Raw genomic sequence first — 26813 nt, forward strand, 5'->3', positions numbered from 1 at the left:
CTGCAACGCAGTAATCCGACACCAAGGGTGCTCTTACATGATCCGCATGCCGGGTTGTGCCCCTGCATGGGGTTCCAGGATCCACAAATCCTTGCCACCAGGGCCTGCTGCCAGAACCATGCCTTCGGACATGCCGAATTTCATTTTACGTGGTGCTAAGTTTGCCACCATCACGGTCAACTTCCCCTCGAGATCTTCAGGATTGTAAGCAGACTTAATACCAGCAAACACGTTGCAGGTATCGCCACCCAGATCCAGGGTTAATTGAAGTAGCTTATCAGCTCCTTTGACATGCTCAGCTTTTACGATGAGAGCAACACGCAGATCAACTTTAGCGAAGTCATCAAAGGATATCTCTTCGGCTACCGGATTTTTCTCTAACTCTGTTTTTTGGGCGACAGGGGCAGCAGGGCTGGTTGCGGCAATCGCTGCCAGCGTGGCCTTACTGTCTTCAATCATCGCATTGACCTTGTCTTCGTCAACGCGCTGCATCAGAGGCTTGAACTTATTGATCTGATGATCGAGCAATGGTTGCTGAATAGCATCCCAGGCGAAACCGTCGATATTCAGGAATGTTGCGGTCTCTTCAGCGACCTGCGGTAGAACCGGTGCCAGGTAGGAGATAATAACCCGGAATAGGTTAATGCCCATGGTACAACAGTCTTGTACTTCCTGTTCCTTGCCTTCCTGCTTAGCCAGAACCCAGGGCTCTGCTGTATCGATATACTGATTTGCCTTATCGGCAAGATGCATGATTTCACGCATCGCTTTTCCGTATTCACGCGCTTCATAGGCGGCAGCGATAGGTTCAGCGAGTGCTACGGCTTCGTTATATAGTGCCTGTTCAACCAGTTGCCCACTTAGTTTTCCATCAAATTTCTTCTTAATGAAACCTGCGCAACGGGAGGCGATGTTCACCACCTTGTTTACGAGGTCAGCATTAACGCGCATGCGGAAATCATCCATGCTCAGATCGATATCATCGATACCAGAACCGAGTTTTGCGGCGAAATAGTAGCGTAGGTATTCCGGACGCAGATGCTTCAGATAGGTCTCCGCCATGATAAATGTACCACGGGACTTGGACATCTTCTGGCCATTGACGGTGAGAAATCCATGGCAGAAAACACCGTTTGGTTTACGGAAACCGGCACCTTCCAGCATTGCGGGCCAGAACAGTGTATGAAAATAAGCAATGTCTTTACCGATAAAGTGATACAGCTCGGTATCGGAAGATTCGTTCCAATACTCGTCGAAATCGACACTGTTTTTATCGCACCAGTTTTTGAAACTGGCGATATAGCCGATCGGTGCATCCAGCCACACGTAGAAGTATTTACCCGGTGCGTCGGGGATTTCAAAGCCCCAATAGGGTGCATCACGGGAGATATCCCAGTTTTGCAGGCCTGATTCAAACCATTCATTCAGCTTATGAACCATCTGCTCCTGAACATGCTTATCGACCCACTGCCGCAGGAATGATTCAAAATCACCTAGCTTAAAGAAATAGTGTTCAGATTCTTTTTCAATCGGTTTAGCACCGGATACTGCAGAGTATGCGTTTTTCAGCTCAACCGGACTATAGGTTGCGCCACAAGCTTCGCAGGAATCGCCGTACTGGTCCTGAGCTCCACACTTAGGGCAGTCACCTTTAACGAACCGATCGGGGAGAAACATCTCTTTTTCCGGATCGTATGCCTGAGTGATGGTTTTCTTAGCGATGTGACCGCCGTCGCGCAGGCGAGTATAGATCAGTGATGCAAAGTGTTTGTTTTCTTCAGAATGGGTTGAGTAGTAGTTATCAAAACCTACCATAAAACCTGAGAAGTCACGCTGATGCTCCTGACTTACCTGTTCAATCAGAGCTTGCGGAGAAGTACCCATCTGATCTGCTTTAAGCATGATCGGGGTGCCATGTGCATCGTCGGCACAGACATAGGTACAGTGATTGCCGCGCTGGTTCTGGAAACGTACCCATATATCCGTCTGGATATATTCAACCAGATGGCCCAGATGGATAGGGCCGTTGGCATAAGGCAGAGCGCTGGTAACAAGAATCTTGCGTTGTTTATCAGTCATGATTCGTAGCAGGTCTAGGTTGCAGATATAAGCGCGCAATTTTACTCTTAAATGCATGGAAATACATTACGCCCAGAGGATCTTTTTTATCAATAGCAAAGAAAAGAAGCACTGTTTAATAACCTACCTATACTGAGTAGAGGTCATTGGAAAGCAATTGAATTTAGCTTATATACTTAAATAAAGTAGCTGAACACAGATTGCAGCATGATTTTTAGCATGAACGCTACCCGGTCAGGTATCAGCTGAGTAGCGGATAAGAAGTATATATTTTGGGCTTGATGGAACGACTTTAGGCGTGATTGGAGATGTGAATGTTTGAATATATTCTTAAAGAAGACCGGATTTCCGTTCTTTGGCTCGGTGAGCCTCTGGCTGATTTAGAGAATATACCGGCCGAAATAAAGCCTAAGTTAATGATTAAACAAGCAAAGCGGCCTGAGCAAGTCATGTCGATGATGGAGGAGCATGAGTTCAACGTTATTGTTGTACACCTGAGCCCTGATTACTTTGCTATGCGGTTCCGTTGTCTGCGTGAAGTTGTTTCTAAATACCCCGGAGTGATCCGGATTATGCTGAATGATGGGTTACAGTCTTATCAAATTGCTAAGGCATCGGAGTTCTGCCATCGATCTTTGCAGTTTTCCTCGGGAATCAAAGAGCTTTTTCAAGAGGTTGGTCAGAGCTTAAAACTGCTGCACTCAATGAACAAGCCTGCTGTCAGGGATTATGTTGGCGCAATACAACGTTTGCCTTCGCTTCCTCATGTGTATACAGAACTTAATGAAGCGCTGGCATCTGATATCACCGGAGCTACTGAAATAGCCTCGATTATTGAGAAAGACCCGGCAATGAGTGCAAAAATTTTGCAGCTGGTTAACTCTGCGTTTTTTGCGCTGAGTAGCCGTGTCTACAAAATAAAAGATGCGGTTGTTATTCTGGGGATCAGACAGATTCGGGATCTTTTTCTGGTATCTCGCTTGTTTGATCACTTTCCTCAGGATGAAAAGTGGGTGGGGTTTTCCTTTGAGCACCTCTTTGACCGCTGCCTCGTAGTCGGGCGCTTTGCCCGGGCGATATGTCGCGATCAGCGCGTAAGTTCAGAGATCGCGGATAAAGCATTCCTGGCCGCTTTATTACAAGACATTGGTATGCTGGTAATCGCCAGCCGTGAAGCAGAACATTATACCCAGGTTATGCAGGAATCAGCCCAGCTGGAACACCCTTTATATGCAATTGAAAAGCTCAGGTTAGGCGTTACTCATATGGAAGTAGGCGCTTATATGCTTGGTCTTTGGAATTTGCCGCCTGAAGTGGTTGAAGCGGTGCTATATCACTCCAACCCTAATGCCACCGCAGGTGAGAAGTTTACCCCGTTGACCGCAGTTCATTTGGCTGATTCTATATTGCCCGATGTGGTAAATGTAAACGAGTGCCGTATCTGTAGTTCAATAAGTCATGCGTATATTAATCGTTTGGGATTACAGAACAAACTAGGTCGCTGGCAGCAGATGTCTGAAGATTATGCCTTACAGCTATACTCTGGCGTGGCTAAAGGCTTCTAAGCACAGTTGTGCTATTGGAGTCGGAGGTGTTGGCTGCTAGAATGCGCGCCCTGTTTCCTTTCATATGATCCGAGGTTTAAATGGCGCTGCCTGTTGTTGATCCATCCCAATATGATGTTCAGCTGAGTGAAAAAAAAGCTACTATCGAACAGCAGTTTGCTGAGTTTACACTTCCTCCGATGGAGTTGTTTGAATCGGAAAAGACTGCCTATCGCTTGCGCGCTGAATTTCGTGTTTGGCATGAGGGTGATGATCTTTACTACGTGATGTTTAAGCCAGGTGATAAACACCAGCATAGTCGTCTGGAAACCTGTCCTATGGTTTCTGAACCGATTCAGCAGGTGATGTTTAAGTTGCTGGATTATCTGCGCCCCAATGAATTGCTGCGCCGCCGCCTGTTTCAGGTCGACTTCCTGAGTACGCTCAGCGGTGAGCTGATTATTAGCCTGCTCTATCATAAGCCTCTTGATGAAGCCTGGACCGAAGAAGCGAAAAAGCTGAAGGAGCATTTTGGGATTCATTTTATTGGTCGCAGTCGTAAAACAAAGATTGTATTAGATCAGGACTTTGCCATTGAAAAGATGCAGGTTGCCGGCCGTGAACTGGTCTATAAACAGGTAGAAAATAGTTTTACACAACCCAATGGCGGTGTTTGTGTGCAGATGCTTGAATGGGCTCAAAATGTTACACAAGATGCCGGTGGTGATCTGGTAGAGCTGTATTGTGGAAACGGAAATTTCACGATGGCGCTGGCGCAAAACTTTGATCGTGTGATCGCCACCGAAATAGCAAAAGTGTCAGTCAATGCGGCTCAGTATAATATTGAAGCCAATCAGGTGAATAATGTAAAAATTCTGCGGATGTCCAGCGAAGAGTTCTCTCAAGCGCTACAAGGTGTCAGAGAGTTTCGCCGCCTGAAACAGAGTGAAGTTGATCTTAGTAGCTATAATTTCAGCACCGTACTGGTGGACCCCCCACGTAGTGGTTTGGATGATGAAACCGTCAAGCAGGTTGCAGAATATGACAACATTGTTTATGTCTCCTGTAATCCTGAAACGCTTCAGGAGAACCTTAAATCACTGACACAGACCCATACGCTACAGCGTTTTGCGATCTTTGATCAGTTTCCTTATACCCATCACCTGGAATGTGGTGTCTATCTGACACGTAAATAGTTTGCACGAATGTGTTAAAAGCTGAGTGGAAATCAGATAGGTACTGGTTTTTGTGCTCTTAAGTATCGATATACGATGCTCCAGCTATTTGAGTTTAGAACTAGCTGGGAGAAGTTAATACTGCTTTCATTATTTCAATAGGAGGCAGTATTATGCTCAGTATCATTTTTCCAGGGATGATCGTTATGCAGCCGCTAAACTCAGTCGCTATTTTGACCTTTCAGGGAGAGTAAGGATGTCAGCACTTCTTCGTATCAGTGGTTTTCTGGCCTTTATTTCCATCGCCTTTATTAATGCCTTTGTGGATCTTGGCCATAAGATCATTATTCAAAACACTCTATTTAAAGCGTATGACGGAGATCTGCAGATTCTTCTGACTGCGGTAGTGAATGGCTTGATTTTGCTGCCTTTTATTATGCTATTCACTCCCGCTGGCTTTCTGGCAGATAAATATCCGAAAAACCAGGTGATGAAGCTTTCGGCCTGGGCTGCGGTGGCGGCCACTGGGTTGATAACACTCTGTTATTTTCAGGGTTGGTTTATCGCAGCTTTTGCGCTGACATTTGTGCTGGCTCTGCAAAGCGCATTTTATTCACCGGCTAAATATGGCTTTATCCGCGAACTAGTGGGGGAAAGCAACATTACCGAAGGTAATGGCTGGGTGCAGGCAGTGACGATGGTAGCCATTCTTTCGGGAATAGCTGTGTTTTCTTTGTTGTTTGAAATGCGTGTAGAAGGTGTATTTCAACTGAGTCCTGAGCAAAGTTTACAGAAGATTGCACCGCTGGGATGGTTATTGATTGCGGGTTCTTTAATAGAGTTAGTTTTGGCGTATCGGTTACCCAAAACTCGTGAAACGGATAGGGCTGCTGTTTACGACTGGAAAGCCTATCGAAGCGGAAGAACGCTGGTCTGGAATTTGTCATCTATCTATCAAAATCGCACGATCTGGTTATCGATTGTTGGCGTGTCTTTGTTTTGGTCAGTCAGTCAGGTGATGCTTGCTGTCTTTCCTGCGGTGGCAGAAGCCCATCACGGTGTTCATAACACTTTTGTTATTCAGGGAACGATGGCATTAGCGGGTGTTGGAATCATGGTCGGCTCGGTTCTGGCCGGCCGTTGGTCATCTCACTATATCAATATAGGGTTGATCCCTTTAGGCGCGGTGGGTGTGGCGGTGGGTTTAATACTGTTACCCCAGGTCTCATCGGTTTTTTATCAGGGCGGTGTGTTTTTTCTGATTGGTTTGAGTGGTGCTCTGTTGAATGTGCCTTTACAAGCCATGATTCAATTTAATGCAGGAAGTAATCAAACCGGTAAAGTACTGGCGGGCAGTAACTTTATCCAGAATGTTGCGATGCTCAGTTTTCTGGTAGTAACTGTGGTGGCTGCGTGGATTGGTATAGACGGACTCTGGCTGCTCTGGATGTTGGCTGGTCTGGGTGTGATTGGTGCAGTATTCGCGATACGCACATTGCCACAGGCGCTGGTACGGGTGTTGGTGGCTGCGCTGATGAAGCGTAAATATAACTTGCAGGTATTGGGTTTCGAGAACCTGCCACGCAGCGGGCAAGGTGTTTTATTACTGGGAAACCATATCAGCTGGCTCGACTGGGCGATGATTCAGATGGCGTGCCCGCGTCATATTCACTTTGTAATGGAACGTTCAATCTATGAACGCTGGTATCTTAAATGGTTTATGTCGATGTACCGGGTAATACCTATATCTTCTGGCAAAAGCCGTCAGGCATTACAGCAAGTAGGTGAGTTAATCAGTGCGGGTCATGTGGTTTGCCTGTTTCCGGAGGGCGCGATTAGTCATACCGGGCAGATCGGTGAGTTTAAAAAAGGTTTTGAGAGAGCCTGTGAAGAGGCGGATGGGGTCATCGTGCCTTTCTATTTACGAGGATTGTGGGGAAGTCGCTTCTCACGTTCGACTGATAAGATGAAAACTATTCGCAGTGGGGGGCTTAAACGGGATGTGATTGTCGCTTACGGTCAACAGATGCCAATAAACAGCTGCGCCAATGACGTAAAAAAGAAGGTTGCTGAACTCTCGATTCATACCTGGGAGCGCTATACCTCCTCGCTCCAGACTCTGCCGCAGAGTTTTATTCATACAGCAAAAAGTGCGATGTCGGATATGGCGATTGCCGATGTACAAGGGGAGCCATTGAGTTATCGACGTCTGTTAACCGCTGTTGTGCTCTTTAGTCGTCGATTGAAACAAACACCTGGTCAGCGGTTGGGCTTATTGTTGCCAACCTCGACCGCCGGTGCAATTGCAAACTTAGCGGGATTGGTTGCCGGCCGGACGCTGGTTAATCTGAATTTTACTGCCAGCGAGTCATCACAGCTGGCTGCGTTGGAGCAGGCGGAGGTTGAGACAATTCTTACTGCACATAAATTCGTCTCTAAGCTGAAAGCTCGAGGGATAGATCCTGAGCCGTTATTTGAAGGTCGGCAAGTAATCTACATGGAAGATGTGAAAGCCGCTGTTAGTAAAGCTGAAGGGCTTTCGGTAATGCTCCTGGTCAGTCTGCTACCTGGCTTTGTTCTCCAGTGGTGGTTAGGAAGCGGCAGTAAGCTTGAAGATACAGCGGCAATACTGTTCTCTTCAGGGAGTGAGGGGGCTCCAAAAGGAGTCATGCTGAGTCATCGTAATATTCAGGCTAACCTGAGACAGATTGCGGATGTGCTTAATGTGCGTGATGACGACTGTGTGATGGCGACCTTGCCGCTGTTTCATGCGTTTGGCCTGACAGTCACCTGCTTTATGCCGTTGATTGAAGGTATACCCGTGGTATGTCATCCGGATCCTACCGATGCACTGAATATCGGTAAGGGTGTCGCTAAATACCGGGCTACGATGATCTGTGCAACCTCTACGTTTCTTCGCCTTTATGCCCGAAACAAGAAGCTTCATCCACTGATGTTTGAATCGCTGCGCATAGCGGTAGCCGGAGCTGAGCGATTAGATCCTGTCATTCAAAGTGCGTTCGAGAGCCGTTTCAGAGTTCCCGTTGTTGAGGGGTATGGCTCAACTGAAACGACACCTGTAGCCAGTGTTAATTTACCTGATTATCTATCGGTAGATGGTTGGTTTCTGCAGGAAGGAACCCGAAAAGGAACGGTGGGCTTGTCACTTCCAGGCTCAACGTTTCGGATTGTGGATCCTGATAGCCTGGAAGAGCTGCCTACAGGTGAGGATGGGCTGATTCTGATTGGTGGGACACAGATCATGCAGGGCTACCTGAATAATGCTGAGAAAACTGCTGAGGTGATTGTCAGGATTGATGGCCTGCGATGGTATAAGAGTGGCGATAAGGGGCATCTGGATGAAGATGGCTTTTTGACTATCGTTGACCGGTATTCCCGTTTTGCCAAGCTTGGTGGTGAGATGGTAAGTCTGGGCGCTGTGGAACAGGAGATACAGAAACACCTCCAAAGCGAAGAGGCAGCATTGGTAGCCATTAATCTGCCGGATGCAAAAAAGGGTGAAAAGGTTGTCTTACTCGTTGATGCAGACATCGATCCTGAGAGCTTTCGTCGTTATCTGACGGCTCAGGGAGTCGCTCCGTTGATGTTGCCAGCAGAAGTATTTCGGGTTGATAGTATCCCGTTGCTGGGTAGTGGAAAAACAAATTACCCTGAAGCCCGCCTGGTTGCAGAGCGCTTAGCGGGAAAAGCGTAAAAGGTAATAATTTACGTTTTTTTCAGAAAATGTTCTCGAGTTTAGTTCGACTTGATAATTGTGCAAATAAGTTACGGCTTTATTTATGTTTTCTTGATATAAATCAGGTTTTTTGGCGCTCTCAGGCGCATAATTCTACTTAAGAAATTACTTAATCTTAAATGATGTTACCAACAGGAGTGGCCTATGACCCTGAAGCAAGTCGATTCACAAACACCATCTGAAGTGTCAGAAAATACAACGAAAACACCTTCAGCATTGCTCGATCAGGGTATGGATCAAAGTTTTGAAAACAGCGATTACCCTTATGACGATAAAATTTCTCGTAAAGAGTATGAAACCACTAAAAAGCTGCTTCAGATTGAACTCCTTAAGATGCAAAACTGGGTTAGGGAATCTGGCGAGAAAATTGTAATTCTCTGCGAAGGTCGTGATGCTGCCGGTAAAGGTGGCACGATCAAGCGGATGATGGAGCATCTTAACCCACGGGGCGCCAGAGTTGTTGCCCTCGAAAAACCGTCTGAGCAGGAAAAAGGCCAGTGGTATTTTCAGCGTTATATTAATCATCTGCCGACGGCAGGTGAGATCGTGTTGTTTGACCGCTCCTGGTATAACCGTGCCGGTGTTGAAAAGGTCATGGGTTTTTGCTCCCCTTCGGAATACCTTGAGTTTATGCGTCAGACGCCAGATCTTGAGCGGATGTTAGCTCGCAGCGGAATTCGTCTGTTTAAATTCTGGTTCTCTGTGAGTCGTGATGAACAGTTCCGTCGTTTTCAGGCGCGTCGTGTAGATCCATTGAAGCAGTGGAAACTGTCACCGATCGATCTGGCTTCTCTGGATAAGTGGGATGCTTACACTGAAGCTAAAGAGTCAATGTTCTTCTATACGGATACGGCTGATGCGCCCTGGACAGTGATTAAATCCAATGATAAGAAGCGGGCACGTCTTAATGCTATGCGATTCTTGTTAAATCAGGTGCCATATCCGAATAAAAACCCGGATCTGGAGCTGACACCGGACCCATTGATTTTGGGTGCCGCCGGTGATCAGGGTATCAGTCAAAAATTAATAGTTAATTCCTGATATTTTTCTGAGGAAAAACGATGACAGTTAAACAAAATATACATGCGTTGAACGTGGTTAATACCTTTAAAGCTAAGCTACCAGCAGAAATGGTTGAGCAGGTCGGTGAAAGTCATCTCGATGAGCTTTCATTGTTAATTGAGTCTGCGATTAGTGCTGCGGTATTTGACGAGATGGAAAAAGCGGCGAATAAGGCTGATAAATTAGCTCATGAGCTTCGACACTTTGCTGAGTTTTTTGATAGGGATTGATAGATAAGGTGTGAATAGTTTTCCTTTTTATTGCCGTGGGGAGCTATTTGTATCTTTCTGCTAATCTATTTATGTAACCGCCCTCGGGCGGTTTTTTGTTGTTAGAATACTGTATTGATCTCTTTCTATTGTTCTTGTCTATATAAAGCGTTAGTTGTTTTGAGCAATTTCTTTACTGCCTGCTGACCAAAAGTAGAATCGGTTGTATTATTGATATGTTATATTGTAACATTTGGTTTTTTGGTTGCTGCTGCGAGGAATATCGATGAAACTTTTGGTTGGGGTTGTGTGTGCTTTAGCTGCGTCTGTAGCTGGGGCAGAAGGAATTGAGCGTCAGTTGGAAAGCCATGAGCATGGCAAAGCAAGCATGAATGTTGTTTTGGCAGGGCAGGTTTTAGAGATTGAGATTAAGACCCCAGCTGCCAATATTCTTGGTTTTGAACATCAGCCAGAGACCGGTCAGCAGAAGCAAGCGCTGGCAGCTGCGGTAGCTCAATTGAACGCACCTGAAGGTTTTATCCGTTTGGCTGACGAAGCCGATTGTCAGTTAAGTGGAGCTGATGTGGACTCTGCGCTACTTGCTCAGGCTTATGAGGAAGAAGGTGAGCATCATCACGATGATCATGACGAGGAAGGGCATCACGATGAAGAAAGCCACCATGATGATCATGATGAGGAAGGGCATCACGATGCTGAGCATGAAGGGCACACTGATTTTGAACTCTCTTATCAATTCAAGTGTCAGAAGCCAGAAGCGTTATCAGGATTCTCTTTGGAACTGTTTCAGCAATACCCGCTTATGAAACAACTTGAAGTACAAGCCATCAGTCCGGCTGGTCAGAGCTACCAGAAACTCGATGTTGATAATCACTGGGTTAATTTTTAGTCCTATATTACTAGGAAGTAGTGCCATCATTCATGATTGAATTAGATAACGTCAGGTTTAGCTGGCAAAGTGACAGGCCTGTTCTTGATATACAGTCATTTACAGTGAATCAGGGGGAACGGGTTTTTTTGAAAGGCCCCTCTGGTAGCGGTAAAAGTTCACTACTCAACTTGATTGGTGGTATTCAGGTTCCCCAGGAGGGGAGAGTCTCTCTGTTGGGGAAGGAGATTAATCAATATGGTGCTGCCTGGCGTGATCGGTTCAGATCAGATCATATAGGCCTGATTTTCCAACAGTTTAATCTGTTGCCTTATTTTTCAGTCATAGAAAATGTCATCTTGCCATGCCGTTTCTCTAAGGTGCGTAAACTCAAAGCTATTGAACGTTATGGCTCCTTAGATGAGGCTGCCAGACAATTACTAGAACAGTTAGGTTTAGTCGATAAAAACATACTGACTAATGAGGTCACTCAGCTGAGTATTGGTCAGCAACAACGGGTGGCGGCTGCCAGAGCGTTGATTGGCAGCCCTGAACTAGTGATTGCTGATGAACCAACATCGGCATTGGATAGTGATGCCCGAAACGTTTTTCTTAGTCTCTTGATCAGTGAATGTGATCGCTCTGAGAGCGCTTTGATTTTTGTTAGTCATGATCATTCACTGGAGTATCACTTCGACCGTATCATCGCGTTATCCAACATTAATGCGGTGGGGGCGGCCTGATGAGCACAGTCTTAATGTTGGCACTGCGTAGTCTGTATAACAGGCGTTTAACCGCGATTATGACCATGTGCTCCATTGCCGTGAGTGTGGCGCTTTTATTAGGGGTCGAAACGATTCGAACCCAGGCTAAAAATAGTTTTAGCAGTACGATAACCGGGACAGACCTGATTGTCGGAGCGCGCTCCGGTTCGGTTCAGCTATTACTCTATTCAGTGTTTCGCATCGGCAATGCAACAAACAATATCACCTGGAAAAGCTATCAGGATATAGCCGCTCAATCCTCTGTCGACTGGACCATTCCCATCTCACTGGGTGACTCTCACCGTGGTTACCGGGTGCTTGGAACCACCACGGACTATTTTAAGCATTATCATTACGGTCGTAATCATGCCTTAGCATTTAGTGATGGGAAACAGTTTGAAGCATTGCATGATGTAGTGTTGGGCGCGGAAGTTGCGAAGAAACTGAAATACCAACTGGGCCAGAAAGTGGTGATCAGCCACGGTACAGGCAACACGAGCTTCACTAAGCATGAGGATCAGCCATTCACCGTGGTAGGGATACTGGAGCCGACAGGAACGCCTTTAGATCGTACTCTGCATGTGAGTCTTGCAGCGATAGAGGCGATCCATATTGATTGGCAATTCGGTGCATATATTCCGGGTTCTGGTGGTAAGCAGACCCTTTCAGAACGCAAACTGGAACCTAAAGAGATTACCGCCGTTTTGGTTGGTCTCAAGTCAAAGATGGCGACTTTCCATCTACAACGAGGAATCAATCAATACCGTCAGGAGGCGTTACAAGCTATTTTGCCTGGTGTTGCGCTTCAAGAGCTGTGGAGCATGATCGGTGTAGTGGAAAACATTCTTCTTATTATCTCAGCCTTTGTGGTTGCCACCGGATTATTTGGTATGTTGACTGTGCTCTTAACCAGCTTGAATGAGCGTCGACGTGAGATGGCGATATTAAGGTCGGTGGGAGTGCGCCCCTGGCAAGTCTGTCTGTTGCTTATTATTGAGACCGGTGGTTTGACTTTATGCGGTATTTTGACGGGAATGCTCCTGCTTTATGGAGGAATGTTCGTCTCTTTACCCTTACTTGAAAGTCAGTTTGGGCTGTTTCTTGAGATAGGTATGCCAGGGCCTTATGAACTTAAATTATTAGTTATTGTCTTTATATCGGGCGTGCTTTGTGGCTTGATACCGGGATACAGAGCTTACCGATATACTGTCTCAGATGGGATGACGGTACGTTTGTAATCTTCTCTGATCCCAATATATGTAAGAGTGTTATGCGTAAACTATTTTCTATCTGTTTGATCCTGATACTGTCTTCTGTGATTCCAGCCCAAGGTGAAACCGTTAACGGTGAGGAAGTTGAGGAGATCGACTGGGGTGTGTTGATGCCTGCGGATTATTATCCAGAAGCGGTATTTGATACCAGTCAGTTTGGCTCACTGGATGACTATGACCCCATGGCGGAGATAAAACTTAAAGCGATGATGGAGGCCTTAAGCTCTGCACCGGTAGTGCAGGAGATGGATGGTCAGATGATCCGGATTCCTGGTTTTGTTGTGCCCTTGGTTGAAGAGGGTTTAAAGGTAACGGAGTTTTTCCTGGTGCCTTACTTCGGGGCTTGTATCCATGTTCCACCACCGCCCTCCAATCAGATGCTGCATGTTACCTTTGAGCCGGGAACAAACGTCGAAAATCTATATGATGCGGTTTGGATTACGGGAAAACTCAGTGTGATGAGAGTTGCACATGATTTAGGTACAGCAGGTTATAAAGTAGAGGCCTTTATGATCGAACCCTATGACAAGTGAGTCTCCTGTTATTGAGCTTATCCTGGCTTGAGGTTTGATTCAGATGGCACAATGTTTGGATTTTATGCATAATACCTTACCATATTAGTTGGTTATTATTTTTATCCTTATATTGCATAAATGAGCTACGAGCTAAGGTGTTATTCTGATGCAAAATATTAAGAACATTGTTGCGGTTGCATCCGGTAAAGGGGGTGTGGGTAAGTCGACAACGACGGTAAATCTTGCGTTGGCTATGGCCGCTGAAGGTTACCGTGTCGGTATTCTGGATGCGGATATTTATGGTCCGAGTATGGGGACGATGTTAGGTGTTGCTCAGTCAACCCGGCCCGAGCCAACCGGCGAAAACTCGATGAAACCGGTTATTGCACATGGGATAGAGGTGATGTCGATCGCCTTCCTGATAGATGATTCCCAGCCGATGGTTTGGCGTGGACCTATGGCCAGTGGTGCGTTGCAGCAGCTGATCACACAGACTGATTGGAGTGATCTGGATTACTTGTTTGTGGATATGCCGCCAGGTACAGGTGATATACAGCTGACGATTTCTCAGAAGGTGCCGGTGAGTGGTGCTGTGATTGTCACAACTCCTCAGGATATCGCACTGTTAGATGCCCGTAAGGGGATTGAAATGTTCCGTAAAGTTGATATCCCTGTGTTGGGTATTGTTGAGAACATGAGTGTGCATATTTGTAGCAACTGTGGCCATACTGAAGCGATCTTTGGTAACGGGGGGGGGGAAGAGCTGTCCCGCACCTATGAGGCGCCTTTAGTGGGTCAGCTGCCGCTTAAACTGGCTATTCGTGAGGCGGTAGATAGCGGAAAACCTACGCTGGTAGCGGATCCTCAGGGTGCTGAGTCTGAGATCTATCGTTCGATCGCCCGCCAGTTGGCAGAGGGGTTAAAAGCTCGCGGCGAACAGAAGACGGCGATGCCGAATATATCTATCAGCACGGATTAATATCTAAAAACCGAAGCCGCATTTTTTTTGTAAAAATGCGGCTTTTTATTGGCAAAAAAGATATTATGTGCGACCGCAAAAACAACATTAAACTGGAACTGAAACGATGGGTATCAAATCAGACAGCTGGATTCGCCGTACTTCAATTGAACAGGGCATGATCGAACCGTTTGAACCGGGTCAGGTACGTCGCCGTAATGAAGAGCGGCTAATCTCCTACGGTACTTCCAGTTACGGTTATGATGTCCGTTGTGCTGATGAATTCAAAATTTTTACCAATATCAATTCATCGATTGTTGATCCGAAGAATTTCGACGATGGCAGCTTTGTTGATGTTAAATCTGATGTCTGCATTATCCCGCCGAACTCCTTTGCTCTGGCGCGTACGGTTGAATACTTCCGTATTCCTCGCGATGTTCTGACAATTTGTCTGGGTAAGAGCACCTATGCTCGTTGTGGCATTATCGTTAATGTGACGCCATTAGAGCCTGAATGGGAAGGTCATGTGACCCTGGAATTTTCCAATACGACGCCATTGCCAGCAAAAATATATGCCAACGAAGGCGTTGCTCAGATGTTGTTTTTGGGGGCTGATGAAGTCTGCGAAACTTCATACAAAGATCGTGATGGAAAATATCAGGGACAAACCGGAGTGGTTGTTCCCCGCACATGATAGAAGCTCGCAAAAAAATTCTTAGCTTCTGGCAACAGGTCGAACAGACGATTGATAAGTTGTTGACCAGCGAGTCAGAAAATCAATTCGATAATGAATCGCTGTTACTCGAATACAGTAAAAGTCTGAGAAGCATTGATTCCAACCTGACTTTTCATTTCGAAAGAGATGAAGGGGAAGGCTGTGTGGAGATGATCTTCGGCTGTGATGGTTACCCTGAATCGATTAACGCCGTATTAAGTCTGGTGGGTGCTGCCCCTGATATTGGTGGTATAAGCTTTGTGGCATTCAATCATCGATATGACCCTGTTCCAGCGGCGGTGAATTTCGGTGATGAGCAGTTCGAACTGGAAGAGTTCTGGTTTGGCTATCGGATAGAGGATGGTCGCTATCATCTCGATATCTATATGCAGGATCTGCCCGCCTCACTAGATATGGAGCCGCGTATAGAAGCGGTGATGATATATCTGGATGCTTTAATCGGCGAATACGACCTTATGACCCGGGTGACCACCCTGGACTGGTACGCGCTACCGGTAGATCCGGTAGACTTTGCTTTGCAGCCGTTATCTGAATTACGCAACTGCTTTGATCAGCAGCGTAATCAGATCAACCCGATAGGGCTAACCTATCATTGATCAGACGGCTTTAGTTATCAGATAAAATATAGATGCTGCCCTCTTCATCTTCTTCGCCAGTCAAGGTGCATAACTGTATCTGACTAATCATGATCCTTCCTCTTATTGCCTATCTTTCTGGAGGTCTGGGATCTATTTCCACTCTGAAGATACCCGCCTCTGAGTACTGCTTCGGCTGAGATTAGCCAAACATTAATAGAAGCAATATATTGGCCGTTTTCAGGGTTGTTCAGCTAACATTATATGGAACGAGCCGCAGGCTTTAGTTTGGAGATTGCTATGAGTCAGATATTAACCACATTGATTGAACAGGTAAGAGCCGATTATCTGATGATGATGGAACAGGATGCCGGACAGTTTCCTTATACGCTGGCAGAGAAGCTTTGTAATGAGCGACTGTATCTGAGCGCTGATAAGCTGGCCCCCATTGTGGCTGAAGACCCAACGTTACTGGCTGCGCGCAGTGGTAATCTTATTGCTTCTGAGAAAGAACGTGAAAATCCGAGTGTTGGCACGATTATTAGCGCCAATATAGCGGCTGCAATGATGGAAGGCCTGATTGATGTGGCGCTGGAGCATCGTTGGTTAATGCTGGATGAAGAGGGGCGACTGATACTGGATGCTGAAGAGCTAAAACTCACTGAGCCTGCAGTAACTGACATTGATTACGGCGAGTCTGATACGGCCCGTGAAAACCTGACAGCACCTGGCGTTAGCCATTTGACACAATTAATGAACGGTGCAGAGTCAGCTTACTTAGAACTATTATCAGCAGAGCAGCCAAATGCCTATGCGCTTGCGGTGCAAGTCGCATCTGAGCACTCTATATTTGCGCCGGATGATATTGCGCCACTGGTGGCTGAAAATCCATTATTACTAGGATTGCGGGCTGATGGTATCGTCGATCATGACATGTTCGAAGGCGATGCTCCCGCCGGGATGATTATCAGCGCTCATCTGACACAGATGCTGATATCACAGTTGCTGGAGTTGGCAGTAGAGCAAGGCTTATTAGGCAGTGACAGTAGTGGACACCCGTTGCTGCCGGAAGATGCTTCAGCACCACTTATCCATTAAAAAATGACTAATAGCCTGATATCGCTATGGCAGAGATTGAAGGCTTAAGTGTCAGAGCTGTGCTTTGGTGCTTTTTCGGCTAATAGCGTGATTAACAGGTCTTCTGTCATTGGCTTAGCTAACAGATAGCCTTGTATCATAGGTGAGCCATACTGGCGTAACAGTTCTAACTGCGCTTGAGTTTCTACCCCTTCGACGACTGTTTTCAACGATAGAGAACTGGCTAATGAGAGGATTCCTGATACCAGAGCCTGGTCTTCCTTATTCTCTTCGAGATCATCGATAAAGGATTTGTCGATTTTTAATCGCTGCACAGGGTACTTTTTTAAATAGCTGAGTGATGAATAACCGGTGCCAAAATCATCCACAGCGATATCTATACCCTGTGAAACGATCGTCTCAAGTTGTGCGTAGATATTGTCCTGATCTAACAGAAGAATGCTTTCGGTTATCTCGATGACTAATGAAGAGCCTTCAAGCTCGTGCTTAGATAATTCCTGGCTGAGTAGTTCAACCATGTTGCCTCTGAGAAACTGCGAACTTGATATGTTGATACAAACTTTGGGTGCTACTGTTGCTTTAAGGCTCAGGCGCTTTGCAAACTCGCAGGCTTCAGAGATAACCCATTCACCAATACTGTGAATCAGTGCGGATTCCTCTGCCAGAGGGATGAATTCGAGAGGGTAGACAGTTCCACGTTCAGGATGTAACCAGCGGATTAACGCCTCGACTGACTCAATTTTTTGTCCATCGATAGACCAGATCGGCTGATATAACAGATAAAACTCATTCCTTTTAAGTGCTTTATAGATATCCTGCTCGAGCATACTGCGATGCGTTGAATCTTTGTTGAGAGCTTTGTTGAAGTATTCGTGGGTGTTGCGCCCTTTAGCTTTTGCTTTGTACATCGCATTATCGGCATTGAGCACGAGCCTTTCGGTGGTTTTTCCATTTTCAGGGTAGATGGCGATACCAATGCTGCAGGATATATAAGCTTCGTTACCCTCAAGAACAAAGGGCTTGGCAAGAGATGTCAGTATACTGTGTGCAATTTTTTCTATTGTTGAGAGGTTGTCCAGTTCTTGCGCAATAACGGCGAATTCATCACCCCCAAGCCGGGCGATGGTATCGGTTTTACGAACACAGCCTATGAGTCTTTCAGAGACCTGTTTTAGTAAAAGGTCGCCAGCAAAATGGCCAAAGGTGTCGTTTACATATTTAAATCGATCCAGGTCAATATAAAGCAAGGCGGTGCTTGTTTTACCTCTTTCTGAAAAGGCGAGAGCCTGTTTCAGCCGGTCTTCGAACAGGTGCCGGTTAGGGAGTCCTGTGAGACTGTCATAATTTGCCTGATGAATGATGACCGCTTCGTCATGCTTGCGTTTAGTGATGTCACTGAACAGGGCAACATAGCCTTCTAGCTTCCCCTCGGGGTTAAAGCGGGATGAGATCATCAGCCATTGAGGATAGAGCTCACCATTTTTACGCTGGTTCCAGATTTCGCCTTCCCAGCTGTGATTTTTATTAAGTTGAGTGAAAATCTCAGCATAAAAACCAGGAGGGTGCTTCTCAGATTTTAGCAGTGCGGGTGTTTTCCCCAGGACTTCGAATTCCTTAAAGCCGGTTATCAGCTCGAAGGCTTTGTTAACCATCTGGATTCGGTTGAGTTGATCGGTAACCATGATACCTTCAGCCGCAACACTGAATACATCTGACGCTAACCTGAGCTTTTCTTGTGCTTCTTTTTCTTCTGTTATTGGTTGTTTCAACGCAATGTAATGGGTGACTTCGCCAGCATCGCTAATCAACGGGCCGATGGAAGCCCTTTCCCAGTAAAGCGAACCATCTTTATGCTGGTTGTGAAACTCACCGTGCCAGGTTTCTCCGGCTGTCAGGATCTGCCACATCGCAATGTATTCTTTGTCGGAGGTCTCGCCAGACTTAAGAATACGCGGGTTAAGGCCAATCACTTCGGCTTTGGTATAGCCGGTGACCGTTTCGAAATGTTTGTTAACGTATTCAATACTGCCGCCGGGATCGGTGATAACAATAACGGTAGGACTGTGTTCGACGACTTCAGAGAGCAGGTGAACTTCTTCCTGCATTTTTAGTGCTCTCCGGCCGCTGCGAACCAGAAGTAGCGCTCCTGTTATCAAAGTGATCACTGAAGCAAGCAGGACTAACAGCAGGTTTTGTTTCTGTTTGATCCAGAATAATAACGATCCTTGATGGCTAACGACTATCGACACAGCCAGAGGGTATTTTGTGAGTAACCTGATCGCTGTTGTACTGGCGGGAATAGTAGCAAATGCGAAGTTATGGGTTCTGCTTTCATCGGCATCACTGATTAAAACGTCATTTAGTTGCGGCAATACATACTTTTGATTGGGCCCATAGAGGCCTTTTTGAAGCAGAACATTGCCTGTAAGGTCCGTCAGATAAACGCTGTCACTCGTTTCAAGTTGAAGGTTTGAGATATATCGGTGCACATAATTGGGGTTCAAAGCTGCAACGATCAATACTCTCTCTCCATCCAGGGCTTTTGATTCGAATGCGATGGGTATGAGTGAACGTCGGCTCGCTTCACCTGGGAATGTGCCTTCTAAGGGTAAAAAACGGCCCTTTAAAGTATTACCTATAATCAAGCCCAGAGAGTAATAACTCTTTCTTGTTGCGTGCAGTCCGAGGATATTCAGATTTATATTGAGCGCCGCTTCCCTGCGTGTATCAAGGATCGTTTCTTGATCTTTAATAATAACAATCTGTCTTAGCTGGGGGGCGAATTTAAGGATCTTAAGGGCCCGCTCCCGGCCTTTTGCAAGTTGCTCAGAGCTCATGTCGCCTGAAACAAGATCGTCGGACAGCGAGACCATACTCATTTCAAGACCTTCAAGAGTCCTGGTTATGGTTCCTTCAATCATGCGTGCATAGAGGGCTGCTCGCTCATTTCGTTCTTCGATACTCTGAGTGAAACTAAACCAGAGCACACTGACGATCAGAAGGATGGTACATATTACGCCCCCGTATACCCATTTAGCGAAAGAGGGGGGCTTCTTTGGAAGACTACTGTGCATAAAAATTACAACTCACATCAAAGAAGCGGATTAAATCAGATCATATCTCAGAATAAGGCTTGAAATGAATGAAGGTATCGAAGTTAATTGACCTCTGACAGATATTTCGGACAACAGTATCATGACCAATTGCTTTAAAATCACATTCTGTATCATATTATCCCTGCTTGCTGCTTCAATGAACAGCGCCTTTGCCAGTGAGCGTAGTGAGAAGATTAAAACTTCAGGTGAGATTAAAGTGTGCATATGGCCGGGTTATTTCGCCATCAGTTATCGCAATCCCCGCACTCAACAGCTTGAAGGAGTCGACATTGAAATGGCTCACGAGCTGGCTGATAGTCTGGGCGTCAAACTAAATTTTGTTGAAAGTTCTTTCTCAAAATTGGCAAGTAATCTTAAAAACGATACCTGTGATATTGCCATGCATGGTGTGGGTATCAGGGATAGCCGTAAACCCCATATGGAGTTTTCTCAACCCTATCTGGCTAGTGGGATTTATGCGGTAGGTACTAAAGAAAATGAAGAGATCGCGCGTTGGGATGATATTGATCAGGATGGCGTGATTGCTGTCGTTCAGAAAGGCACTTATATGGAGCCGGTCGTTAAAGAACGGTTTAAGCAGGCGGAGGTTTCTGTGGTTGATAGCTTTAAAGCCCGTGAACAGGAAGTGATGAGTGGCCGGGCTGATGTGTTTATGACGGACTTTCCTTACGGGAAAAGAATGGTAGCGCTCACTTCATGGGCGGTATTGCTTTCACCTGAACAGCCTTTTGCCAAAACGGGTTATGCGTATGCTGTGCCAAAAGGAGAGCTGGAATGGTTGAAAGAGGTTGATGACTTTCTGGCGGTAATGAAGAAAACAGGCAAGCTTTATCAGTTTGCTGCTAAGCATGGCTTGAGTGAAATTGTTGTTCACCAGTAGTTGCTAGTTTAGGCTCTTGTGTTGGCTTTGATGTAACAGAGTTCTTAGCAGTAAATATTTGAGAAAGGCTGATACGAACGTATCAGCCTTTTTTATAGCCGTTATCTAGCCGATAACCATTGATCCAAGCCTATCAGATCGTCTGGGTTTAGCGTGCCTAACTGCTGTTTAAAGCTGAATAGATTCTGGATGTAGTCGTAACGGGCATTGGCATAGTCGCGCTGAGAGCTATATAACTGCTGCTCTGCCTGTAAAACATCAACTACATTTCGGGTGCCGACATTGAATCCCTCTTCTGTTGCCTTAAGGGCTGTCTCGCTGGAGAGAATACTTTGTTGGCGAGCGGCTACACTCAGAACATTCGTCTGTAAATTTCTCAACAGGTTACGGGTCTCCTGAATAACGCCTCTGAGAGTATCGTCCTGAGTAAAGCGGGCCTGGGTTAAGCCATATTCAGCCTGGCGACTTGTTGAGCTGGTTGCTCCGCCAGAGAAGATCGGCATGGAGAGCGTAAGTCCAATTTGATTGGTTTCCGCCCAGTCATTACTAACCGAAGTGCCTTTATCACGATCATGACTTGCGGTAAGCGAAAGGGTTGGCAGGTGACCACTGGAGGCTGCCTGAGCTTGTCTACGAGCAGCTTCAGTGTTGGCTTGGGCTACTTTTAGTGACAGGTTGCCACTCTGAGCTTTCTCTATCCAGGCTTTAGACGCGATTGGAGAGATGTTCTCAACCGGATAGTCTTTATCCAGTGGGTCAATATTACTTAAAGGTTGTCCGGTTAATCGTTCGAGGGCTTGGAAACTATTGTCCAGGTCACCTTCTGCGAGAATGCGGGAAACCTTGGCATTATCAAAGGAGGCCTGTGCTTCCTGAACATCTGTAATAGCGATAAGTCCTACTTCAAACTGGGCGTTGACCTGTTCCAGCCGGCGCTTGATTGCACGCTCCTGAGCCTGAGATGTTTCCAGAGACGTTTGCGCCCGGAGTACGCTTAAGTAGTTGTTAACAACACGCAGAATAAGATTTTGCTGGGCCTGATCAAACTGTAATTTTGCGGCTTCAGACTGAGAGATACCTTGCTTGTAGTTAAACCAGGCGGCAGCAGAAAAAAGTGGCTGACTCAGGCTCACGGTATAGCCGTGATTGTTGTAGTCTGCGTTCTCCGCTTCAATCCAGGTGGTGTTCCCTGTTAGTGCAATGTTGGGCAATAAGCCAGCACGGCTTTGAGGCAGAGCTTCTGCTCCAGCCAGTGAAGCGGCTTCAGCAGCTTTCAATTGAGGGTCCTGGTTCAGAGCCTGCTGGTAAATATCTGTCAGCGCAGCAGCACTAGCATGTGATGTTATCAGGGCGCAGCTGATCGCTGCGGCTAGCAGAGTGTGTTTAGTGACTTTCACTGCTCAGATCCTTGTTCAATAAGTTGAGTATCCGGCTCTATCTGTTTGAACAGACGCTTACCAAGATAACTGTATACAGTAGGTATTACAAACAATGTCAGCAGTGTACCAAAAGTCATACCGCCGACGATAACCCAGCCCAATTGCTGACGACTTTCAGCACCCGCACCAAAGGCAACAGCGAGCGGAATCGCTCCCAGTACTGTCGCACCGGTAGTCATTAGAATTGGCCGAAGTCGCAGGGTGGCCGCTTCAATGATCGCATCTTGAACTGCACGTCCTTGATCCTGCAGCTGGTTGGCGAACTCGACAATAAGAATACCGTGTTTGGTCACTAAGCCTATTAGAGTGATTAATCCAATCTGGCTATAGATACTTAAAGATCCACCACTGAAGTACAGCGCTAGCAAGCCACCAAAGAGTGCTGGTGGAACCGATAGCATAATAATAAGTGGATTCCGGAAGCTTTCAAATTGAGCTGCCAGTACTAGGAAGGTAAATAACCCAGCCAGCATTGCAGTGAACATCAGGCTATTACTGGATGACTTAAATTCACGGGACTGGCCGCCGAAATCGTATAACGTTTCCGGGCTGATTTCAGCCATCTGCTGCTCGACAAAATCGAGTGCTTCACCCACGCTGTAACCTGGAGCGAGGATTGCCTGGAATGTCACCGATTTCATCTTGTCAAAATGGTTAAGTTCTTTGGGTGCAACGCTTTCGTTGATTTCAACAACGGAACTGAGCTGTACCATCTGATTGTCATTAGTTCGCAGGTAGATCGTGCTGAGGTCGCTAGGGTCACGACGCTGATCGGGTTCAACCTGCAGGATGACATCGTATTGCTCACCGTCCTGTTTAAAGCGGGTAACCTGTCGGCTGGCCATGAACGTTTCGATACTGCGTCCGATCAGGCTGATATCCAGCCCCATTTCTGATGCTTTATCGCGATTTACATCGATAGTCAGCTCGGGCTTATTAAGTTTCAAATCGACATCCGGTTGAATAAAGCCAGGGTTCTGAAGAATACGTCCCATCAACTGGTCGGCAATACCTTTGAGTTCGGCATAGTCGGTATTGGATTTGATAATGAATTCCACGGGGCGAGAGATAAAGCCCTGACCCAGTGAGGGCGGATTCATTGCAAAAGACATCGTGCCGGTAACGCCACCAAAGAGCTGTGGGGTAAGTTCTTGTGCGATTGATTGCTGCTTACGTGCCCGATCTTCCCAGCGTTTCAGCCCGAGGAAGGTCATTGAGTTAGTGTCAGTAGGAAAGCCCACGATGGTAAAGTAACGGTCACCCTCAGGCACTTGTCCAATCATCCCTTCAACCTGGCGGGCATAGCGGTCCACATAATCAACCGAAGAACCATCCGGCGCGACTGACATCGCCAGAATATCGCCGCGGTCTTCAATGGGCGCCAGTTCTTGTGGTAACTGGGTAAAGAAGAAACCACTGCCAGCGATGCTGATTAGCATGATGATGATGGCGAGGAAGCGGGATTTGAGTACTTTATTGAGAAGCGACTGATAGCCGGAAGTTAAGCCTTGCAGCCAGCCCTCAATCAGGTTAAACATCGCGCTATGTTTGGTTTCATGCCGTAATAAACGTGAAGACATCATCGGGGAAAGCGACAAAGCGATGAATGTTGAAACTACGACGGCACCCGCCAGAGTCAATGCAAATTCGGTAAACAGTTTACCGGTTCTGCCTTCAGAAAAGGCGATAGGTACAAATACTGCGACCAGAGTTAGGGTGGTGGCAATTACGGCAAAGCCGATCTCTTTACTGCCCTTGAAGGCTGCCTGGATAGGAGAAAGTCCATTTTCAACATGACGATAAATGTTCTCTAACATGACGATAGCATCATCAACTACCAGGCCAATTGCCAATACCATTGCCAACAGGGTCAGGGTGTTAATGCTGAACCCCATACCCAGCATCATCGCAAATACACCGATTAGCGACAGCGGAATAGTGATAACGGGAATCAGCGTAGCGCGCAGGTTTCGCAGGAAGAAGAAAATTACTAATACAACCAGTAGGCTAGCTAACAGGATAGTACTGAAAACTGACTTAATCGATTCTGCAATAAAAATAGAAGAATCATAAGCAAGCTGAACTTTTACGCCTTCGGGCAGTGCTGCTTCAATCTGTGGTAAGCGTGCCTGGATGCCTTCGGATACATCCAGGGGGTTACTGGTTGACTGCTTAACAACGCCCAGAGCAACGGCAGGTTCGCCTTTATAACGGGATTTTTTGCGTTCATCTTCCGGTGCTATTTCTACCCGGGCAATGTCTTTAATGCGGACAGGGTAGCCGCTGTCGTTACGAATAATGATGTTTTCAAACTGTGCCACACTGTTCAGGTCAGTGCGTGATAGCACGCTGAATTCTCTTTGTTTACTTTCAATACGGCCCGCAGGGATCTCAATGTTCTGGCTGCTTAACGCAGCTTCAATATCTTGCGGAATGATTTCATAAGCGGCCATACGTGCAGGATCAAGCCAGATACGCATCGCATAGCGACGATCACCAAACATCAAAACGCTGGCTACACCGTTGACGGTTTGTAGTGGGTCTTTGACCAGGCGATCAGCAATATCGGAAATCTCCATCATGCTATGGCGGTCTGATGACAGTGCTAACCAGAAAATAGGTTGCGCATCCGCTTCTGTTTTGGCTGTAACCGGCTCGTCGACATCGTCCGGCAGAGCACCACGAACCCGACCAACACGGTCGCGAACATCGCTGGCAGCATCATCCGGATCACGGTTTAAATTAAAGGTTACGGTGATCTGGCTCTGACCTGAGCGGCTAATAGAACTGATGAAATCGATCCCTTCTATTCCAGATAGGGAGTCCTCAATAACCTGAGTAACCTGGCTTTCAATAATTGAAGCGCTGGCGCCAGGGTAGTTGGTTTCTACGGTGACAACAGGAACATCGATTTTTGGGTATTCACGCACGGTCAGGCGGTCATAGGAGACGGCACCTATCAGTAGCACCAGCAGACTCATTACAGTCGCCAGTACCGGTCGTTTAATGCTGATTTCGGAGAGGATCATCGTTTACGCTCCAGGCTGTTGTGCAGCTTGCTCAGCACTGCCGTCAACAAAAATAGGGGTTACAGGCATTCCTGGGAACAGTTTAATATGGCCTGCGGTAATGATAACTTCATCAGCATTCAGCCCCGTGAGAATATTAACCTGACCATTCTGACGAACGCCCAGTTCAACGGGGACCATGTCAACTTTCCCTTCAATCACTTTCATAACAAAGAAGTTGTTGTTTTGAGGAATGATTGCTTCTTCAGGAATCATTAATGCCTGATCATCAGAACCCGTAATAACCTGAATGCGTACGAAAAGGCCGGGTCGAAGAAGGTTGCCTCTATTCGGTACCCTGGCACGTACCGCAATATTGTGGCCGCGTTCATTTACGCTCGGAGATATTGCGTAGATAGTACCAGTGAAGGATTCACCTTTAAGTGCGTCGACCTGGATCTCAACTTGCTGGCCAGTATGAATATTGGTGAGTTGATTCTCAGGTATACGGAACTCAACTTTCATAGAGTTGATGTCGGTGAGTTCGACAAGATCCTGTCCCGAATTGACATAGTCACCAGGGCTAACCTGACGCAGGCCGATAACACCAGAAAATGGTGCGTTGATAGTCATTTTATCCAGCCGGGTTTGAGCCAGTTCTTGTTGTGCCTGGTCAACACGCAGTTGAGCCAGGGTTGAATCCAGATCCTGTTGAGAGCCAACTTTCTTTTTTACCAGACTGGCAGCACGCTTATATGCGATACGGCTAAGACTAACCCGGGCTTTTGCTGCCTGTAATTCAGCCTGGTATAGCGATGATTCTAATACCAGTAATTCTGTACCTTCTTCGACAGGAGAACCTTCGGAAAATAGAATTTGTTGAATCTTACCACTCTGCTCAGGGCGAAGAATGATGGATTCATTTGCACGTAAAGTACCCACAGCTTCAATGGAGTGGATTAATTCTTGGCTTTGAACATGTACGACTTCTGCAGGTAACCCTTGAGGGGCCTGTTGTTCTTCAGCCGTAGCTGCATGGTTGCCGAGCATAGCAAGACTAAAAAGTAGAGGGGTTAAAATTTGTTTGGTTTTCATCATAATTTCCACTATTTAGATTCTGTTGCAGCAACAGGCTGGAACAAGATATTGAGTGTCTGGGATACTTCACGTAAAGGGGCTACTGAAGCTTCAACTTTGGTGCGTAACAGAGCGCCTTGCCAGGTATCCCAAAATAGTTGAGCTAGCTGGCGGGCGGGAACATCGTTACGCATGCTGCCCTCGGCTTGAGCTGATAGATAGTCCTCTTCAATGCAATCAATAACACGGGTACAGGAGTTACGAATTGTCATCCTGAAGGAGTCGCTGGCATTGCCAATTTCACCCATCATATTAGTCAGTAAGCAGCCACAGGTTTCCGGGTCTTGCTCGTATTCGGCGATAAAGAGTTCAATAGACTCGTGGAATTTTTCCATCAGGTTGCCAGGCATCGATTCAATTCGGGAGCTCCACTTAGCGTTTTCTTGCTGGTGGTGGTATTCCAAAACCTCGACCGCAAACTGCTCTTTACTTTCAAAGTAATTATAGAAAGAGCCTTTGGGAACCTGACAGGCATCCAGTATCTCTTTCAGGCCTGTTCCGTGGTATCCCTGGCGGCTAAACAGCTCTTCACCAACTTCAAGGATTTTTTCCCGATTATGTTCGTTTCTTTTGGGGCGATTCATATCTATTAGACCGGTCGTCT

General features: G+C 46.5%; 20 protein-coding genes. 14 read left to right on the forward strand and 6 right to left on the reverse strand.

Annotation, left to right across the window (positions count from 1 at the left end; all coding sequences use genetic code 11):
* Nucleotides 1-33 precede the first annotated feature (33 nt).
* The gene (metG, locus tag AMJAP_RS06005; protein WP_019621339.1) at nucleotides 34-2079 is read right to left on the reverse strand and encodes a methionine--tRNA ligase; all 2046 of its coding nucleotides are present in this window, start codon (nucleotides 2077-2079) and stop codon (nucleotides 34-36) included.
* A gap of 314 nt (nucleotides 2080-2393) precedes the next feature.
* On the opposite strand from metG, the gene AMJAP_RS06010 reads away from it, so the two are divergent.
* From AMJAP_RS06010 to AMJAP_RS06070, 13 genes are all read left to right on the forward strand, one after another.
* Complete coding sequence (locus AMJAP_RS06010; RefSeq protein ID WP_019621340.1) at nucleotides 2394-3644, forward strand: HDOD domain-containing protein; 1251 nt, start codon at nucleotides 2394-2396, stop codon at nucleotides 3642-3644.
* 80 nt (nucleotides 3645-3724) lie between these two features.
* A complete protein-coding gene (gene trmA / locus AMJAP_RS06015; RefSeq protein WP_019621341.1) occupies nucleotides 3725-4819 on the forward strand; it encodes a tRNA (uridine(54)-C5)-methyltransferase TrmA in 1095 nt (364 codons plus the stop codon).
* Nucleotides 4820-5054: 235 nt separating this feature from the next.
* Complete coding sequence (locus tag AMJAP_RS06020) at nucleotides 5055-8513, forward strand: acyl-[ACP]--phospholipid O-acyltransferase (protein ID WP_019621342.1); 3459 nt, start codon at nucleotides 5055-5057, stop codon at nucleotides 8511-8513.
* A gap of 186 nt (nucleotides 8514-8699) precedes the next feature.
* A complete protein-coding gene (gene ppk2, locus AMJAP_RS06025; protein ID WP_019621343.1) occupies nucleotides 8700-9596 on the forward strand; it encodes a polyphosphate kinase 2 in 897 nt (298 codons plus the stop codon).
* A gap of 20 nt (nucleotides 9597-9616) precedes the next feature.
* Nucleotides 9617-9847 (forward strand): hypothetical protein, encoded by a 231-nt coding sequence (locus AMJAP_RS06030; RefSeq protein ID WP_019621344.1) that lies wholly within the window; start codon nucleotides 9617-9619, stop codon nucleotides 9845-9847.
* A gap of 265 nt (nucleotides 9848-10112) precedes the next feature.
* Nucleotides 10113-10733, forward strand: a complete 621-nt coding sequence (locus AMJAP_RS06035; RefSeq protein WP_019621345.1) for a ZrgA family zinc uptake protein — start codon at nucleotides 10113-10115, stop codon at nucleotides 10731-10733.
* A gap of 32 nt (nucleotides 10734-10765) precedes the next feature.
* On the forward strand, nucleotides 10766-11455 hold the full coding sequence (locus tag AMJAP_RS06040) for an ABC transporter ATP-binding protein (RefSeq protein ID WP_019621346.1): 690 nt from the start codon (nucleotides 10766-10768) through the stop codon (nucleotides 11453-11455).
* Nucleotides 11455-12714 (forward strand): ABC transporter permease, encoded by a 1260-nt coding sequence (locus AMJAP_RS06045; protein WP_019621347.1) that lies wholly within the window; start codon nucleotides 11455-11457, stop codon nucleotides 12712-12714. Before AMJAP_RS06040 ends, AMJAP_RS06045 begins: the two co-directional genes overlap by 1 nt.
* A gap of 32 nt (nucleotides 12715-12746) precedes the next feature.
* Nucleotides 12747-13280 carry a DUF3299 domain-containing protein gene (locus AMJAP_RS06050; RefSeq protein ID WP_019621348.1) on the forward strand — a complete coding sequence of 178 codons (534 nt, stop codon included), beginning with the start codon at nucleotides 12747-12749 and terminating at the stop codon, nucleotides 13278-13280.
* A 148-nt stretch (nucleotides 13281-13428) separates the two neighbouring features.
* Nucleotides 13429-14241: an iron-sulfur cluster carrier protein ApbC gene (apbC, locus tag AMJAP_RS06055; RefSeq protein ID WP_019621349.1), complete on the forward strand. Its 813-nt coding sequence runs from the start codon at nucleotides 13429-13431 to the stop codon at nucleotides 14239-14241.
* A 106-nt stretch (nucleotides 14242-14347) separates the two neighbouring features.
* Complete coding sequence (gene dcd, locus AMJAP_RS06060) at nucleotides 14348-14914, forward strand: dCTP deaminase (RefSeq protein ID WP_019621350.1); 567 nt, start codon at nucleotides 14348-14350, stop codon at nucleotides 14912-14914.
* The gene (locus AMJAP_RS06065) at nucleotides 14911-15552 is read left to right on the forward strand and encodes a hypothetical protein (RefSeq protein WP_019621351.1); all 642 of its coding nucleotides are present in this window, start codon (nucleotides 14911-14913) and stop codon (nucleotides 15550-15552) included. Before dcd ends, AMJAP_RS06065 begins: the two co-directional genes overlap by 4 nt.
* Before the next feature lie 279 nt (nucleotides 15553-15831).
* On the forward strand, nucleotides 15832-16629 hold the full coding sequence (locus tag AMJAP_RS06070) for a hypothetical protein (protein WP_026340066.1): 798 nt from the start codon (nucleotides 15832-15834) through the stop codon (nucleotides 16627-16629).
* 44 nt (nucleotides 16630-16673) lie between these two features.
* On the opposite strand, the gene AMJAP_RS06075 is transcribed toward AMJAP_RS06070, so the two are convergent.
* Nucleotides 16674-19703 (reverse strand): EAL domain-containing protein, encoded by a 3030-nt coding sequence (locus AMJAP_RS06075; RefSeq protein WP_083935302.1) that lies wholly within the window; start codon nucleotides 19701-19703, stop codon nucleotides 16674-16676.
* 178 nt (nucleotides 19704-19881) lie between these two features.
* On the opposite strand from AMJAP_RS06075, the gene AMJAP_RS06080 reads away from it, so the two are divergent.
* Complete coding sequence (locus tag AMJAP_RS06080; protein ID WP_201356417.1) at nucleotides 19882-20625, forward strand: ABC transporter substrate-binding protein; 744 nt, start codon at nucleotides 19882-19884, stop codon at nucleotides 20623-20625.
* 101 nt (nucleotides 20626-20726) lie between these two features.
* Here AMJAP_RS06080 and AMJAP_RS06085 read toward each other — a convergent pair whose 3' ends face one another.
* From AMJAP_RS06085 to AMJAP_RS06100, 4 genes are read right to left on the reverse strand one after another with little or no spacing between them, the layout of a single operon-like run.
* Nucleotides 20727-22022 (reverse strand): TolC family outer membrane protein, encoded by a 1296-nt coding sequence (locus AMJAP_RS06085; protein WP_019621355.1) that lies wholly within the window; start codon nucleotides 22020-22022, stop codon nucleotides 20727-20729.
* Nucleotides 22019-25093 carry an efflux RND transporter permease subunit gene (locus AMJAP_RS06090; RefSeq protein ID WP_019621356.1) on the reverse strand — a complete coding sequence of 1025 codons (3075 nt, stop codon included), beginning with the start codon at nucleotides 25091-25093 and terminating at the stop codon, nucleotides 22019-22021. Before AMJAP_RS06090 ends, AMJAP_RS06085 begins: the two co-directional genes overlap by 4 nt.
* A 3-nt stretch (nucleotides 25094-25096) precedes the next feature.
* Nucleotides 25097-26170, reverse strand: coding sequence for an efflux RND transporter periplasmic adaptor subunit (locus AMJAP_RS06095; protein WP_236588748.1), 1074 nt, complete (start codon nucleotides 26168-26170; stop codon nucleotides 25097-25099).
* An 8-nt stretch (nucleotides 26171-26178) separates the two neighbouring features.
* On the reverse strand, nucleotides 26179-26793 hold the full coding sequence (locus tag AMJAP_RS06100) for a TetR/AcrR family transcriptional regulator (protein ID WP_019621358.1): 615 nt from the start codon (nucleotides 26791-26793) through the stop codon (nucleotides 26179-26181).
* Nucleotides 26794-26813: the final 20 nt, after the last annotated feature.

This window comes from Amphritea japonica ATCC BAA-1530, from assembly GCF_016592435.1.
Lineage (GTDB): Bacteria > Pseudomonadota > Gammaproteobacteria > Pseudomonadales > Balneatricaceae > Amphritea > Amphritea japonica.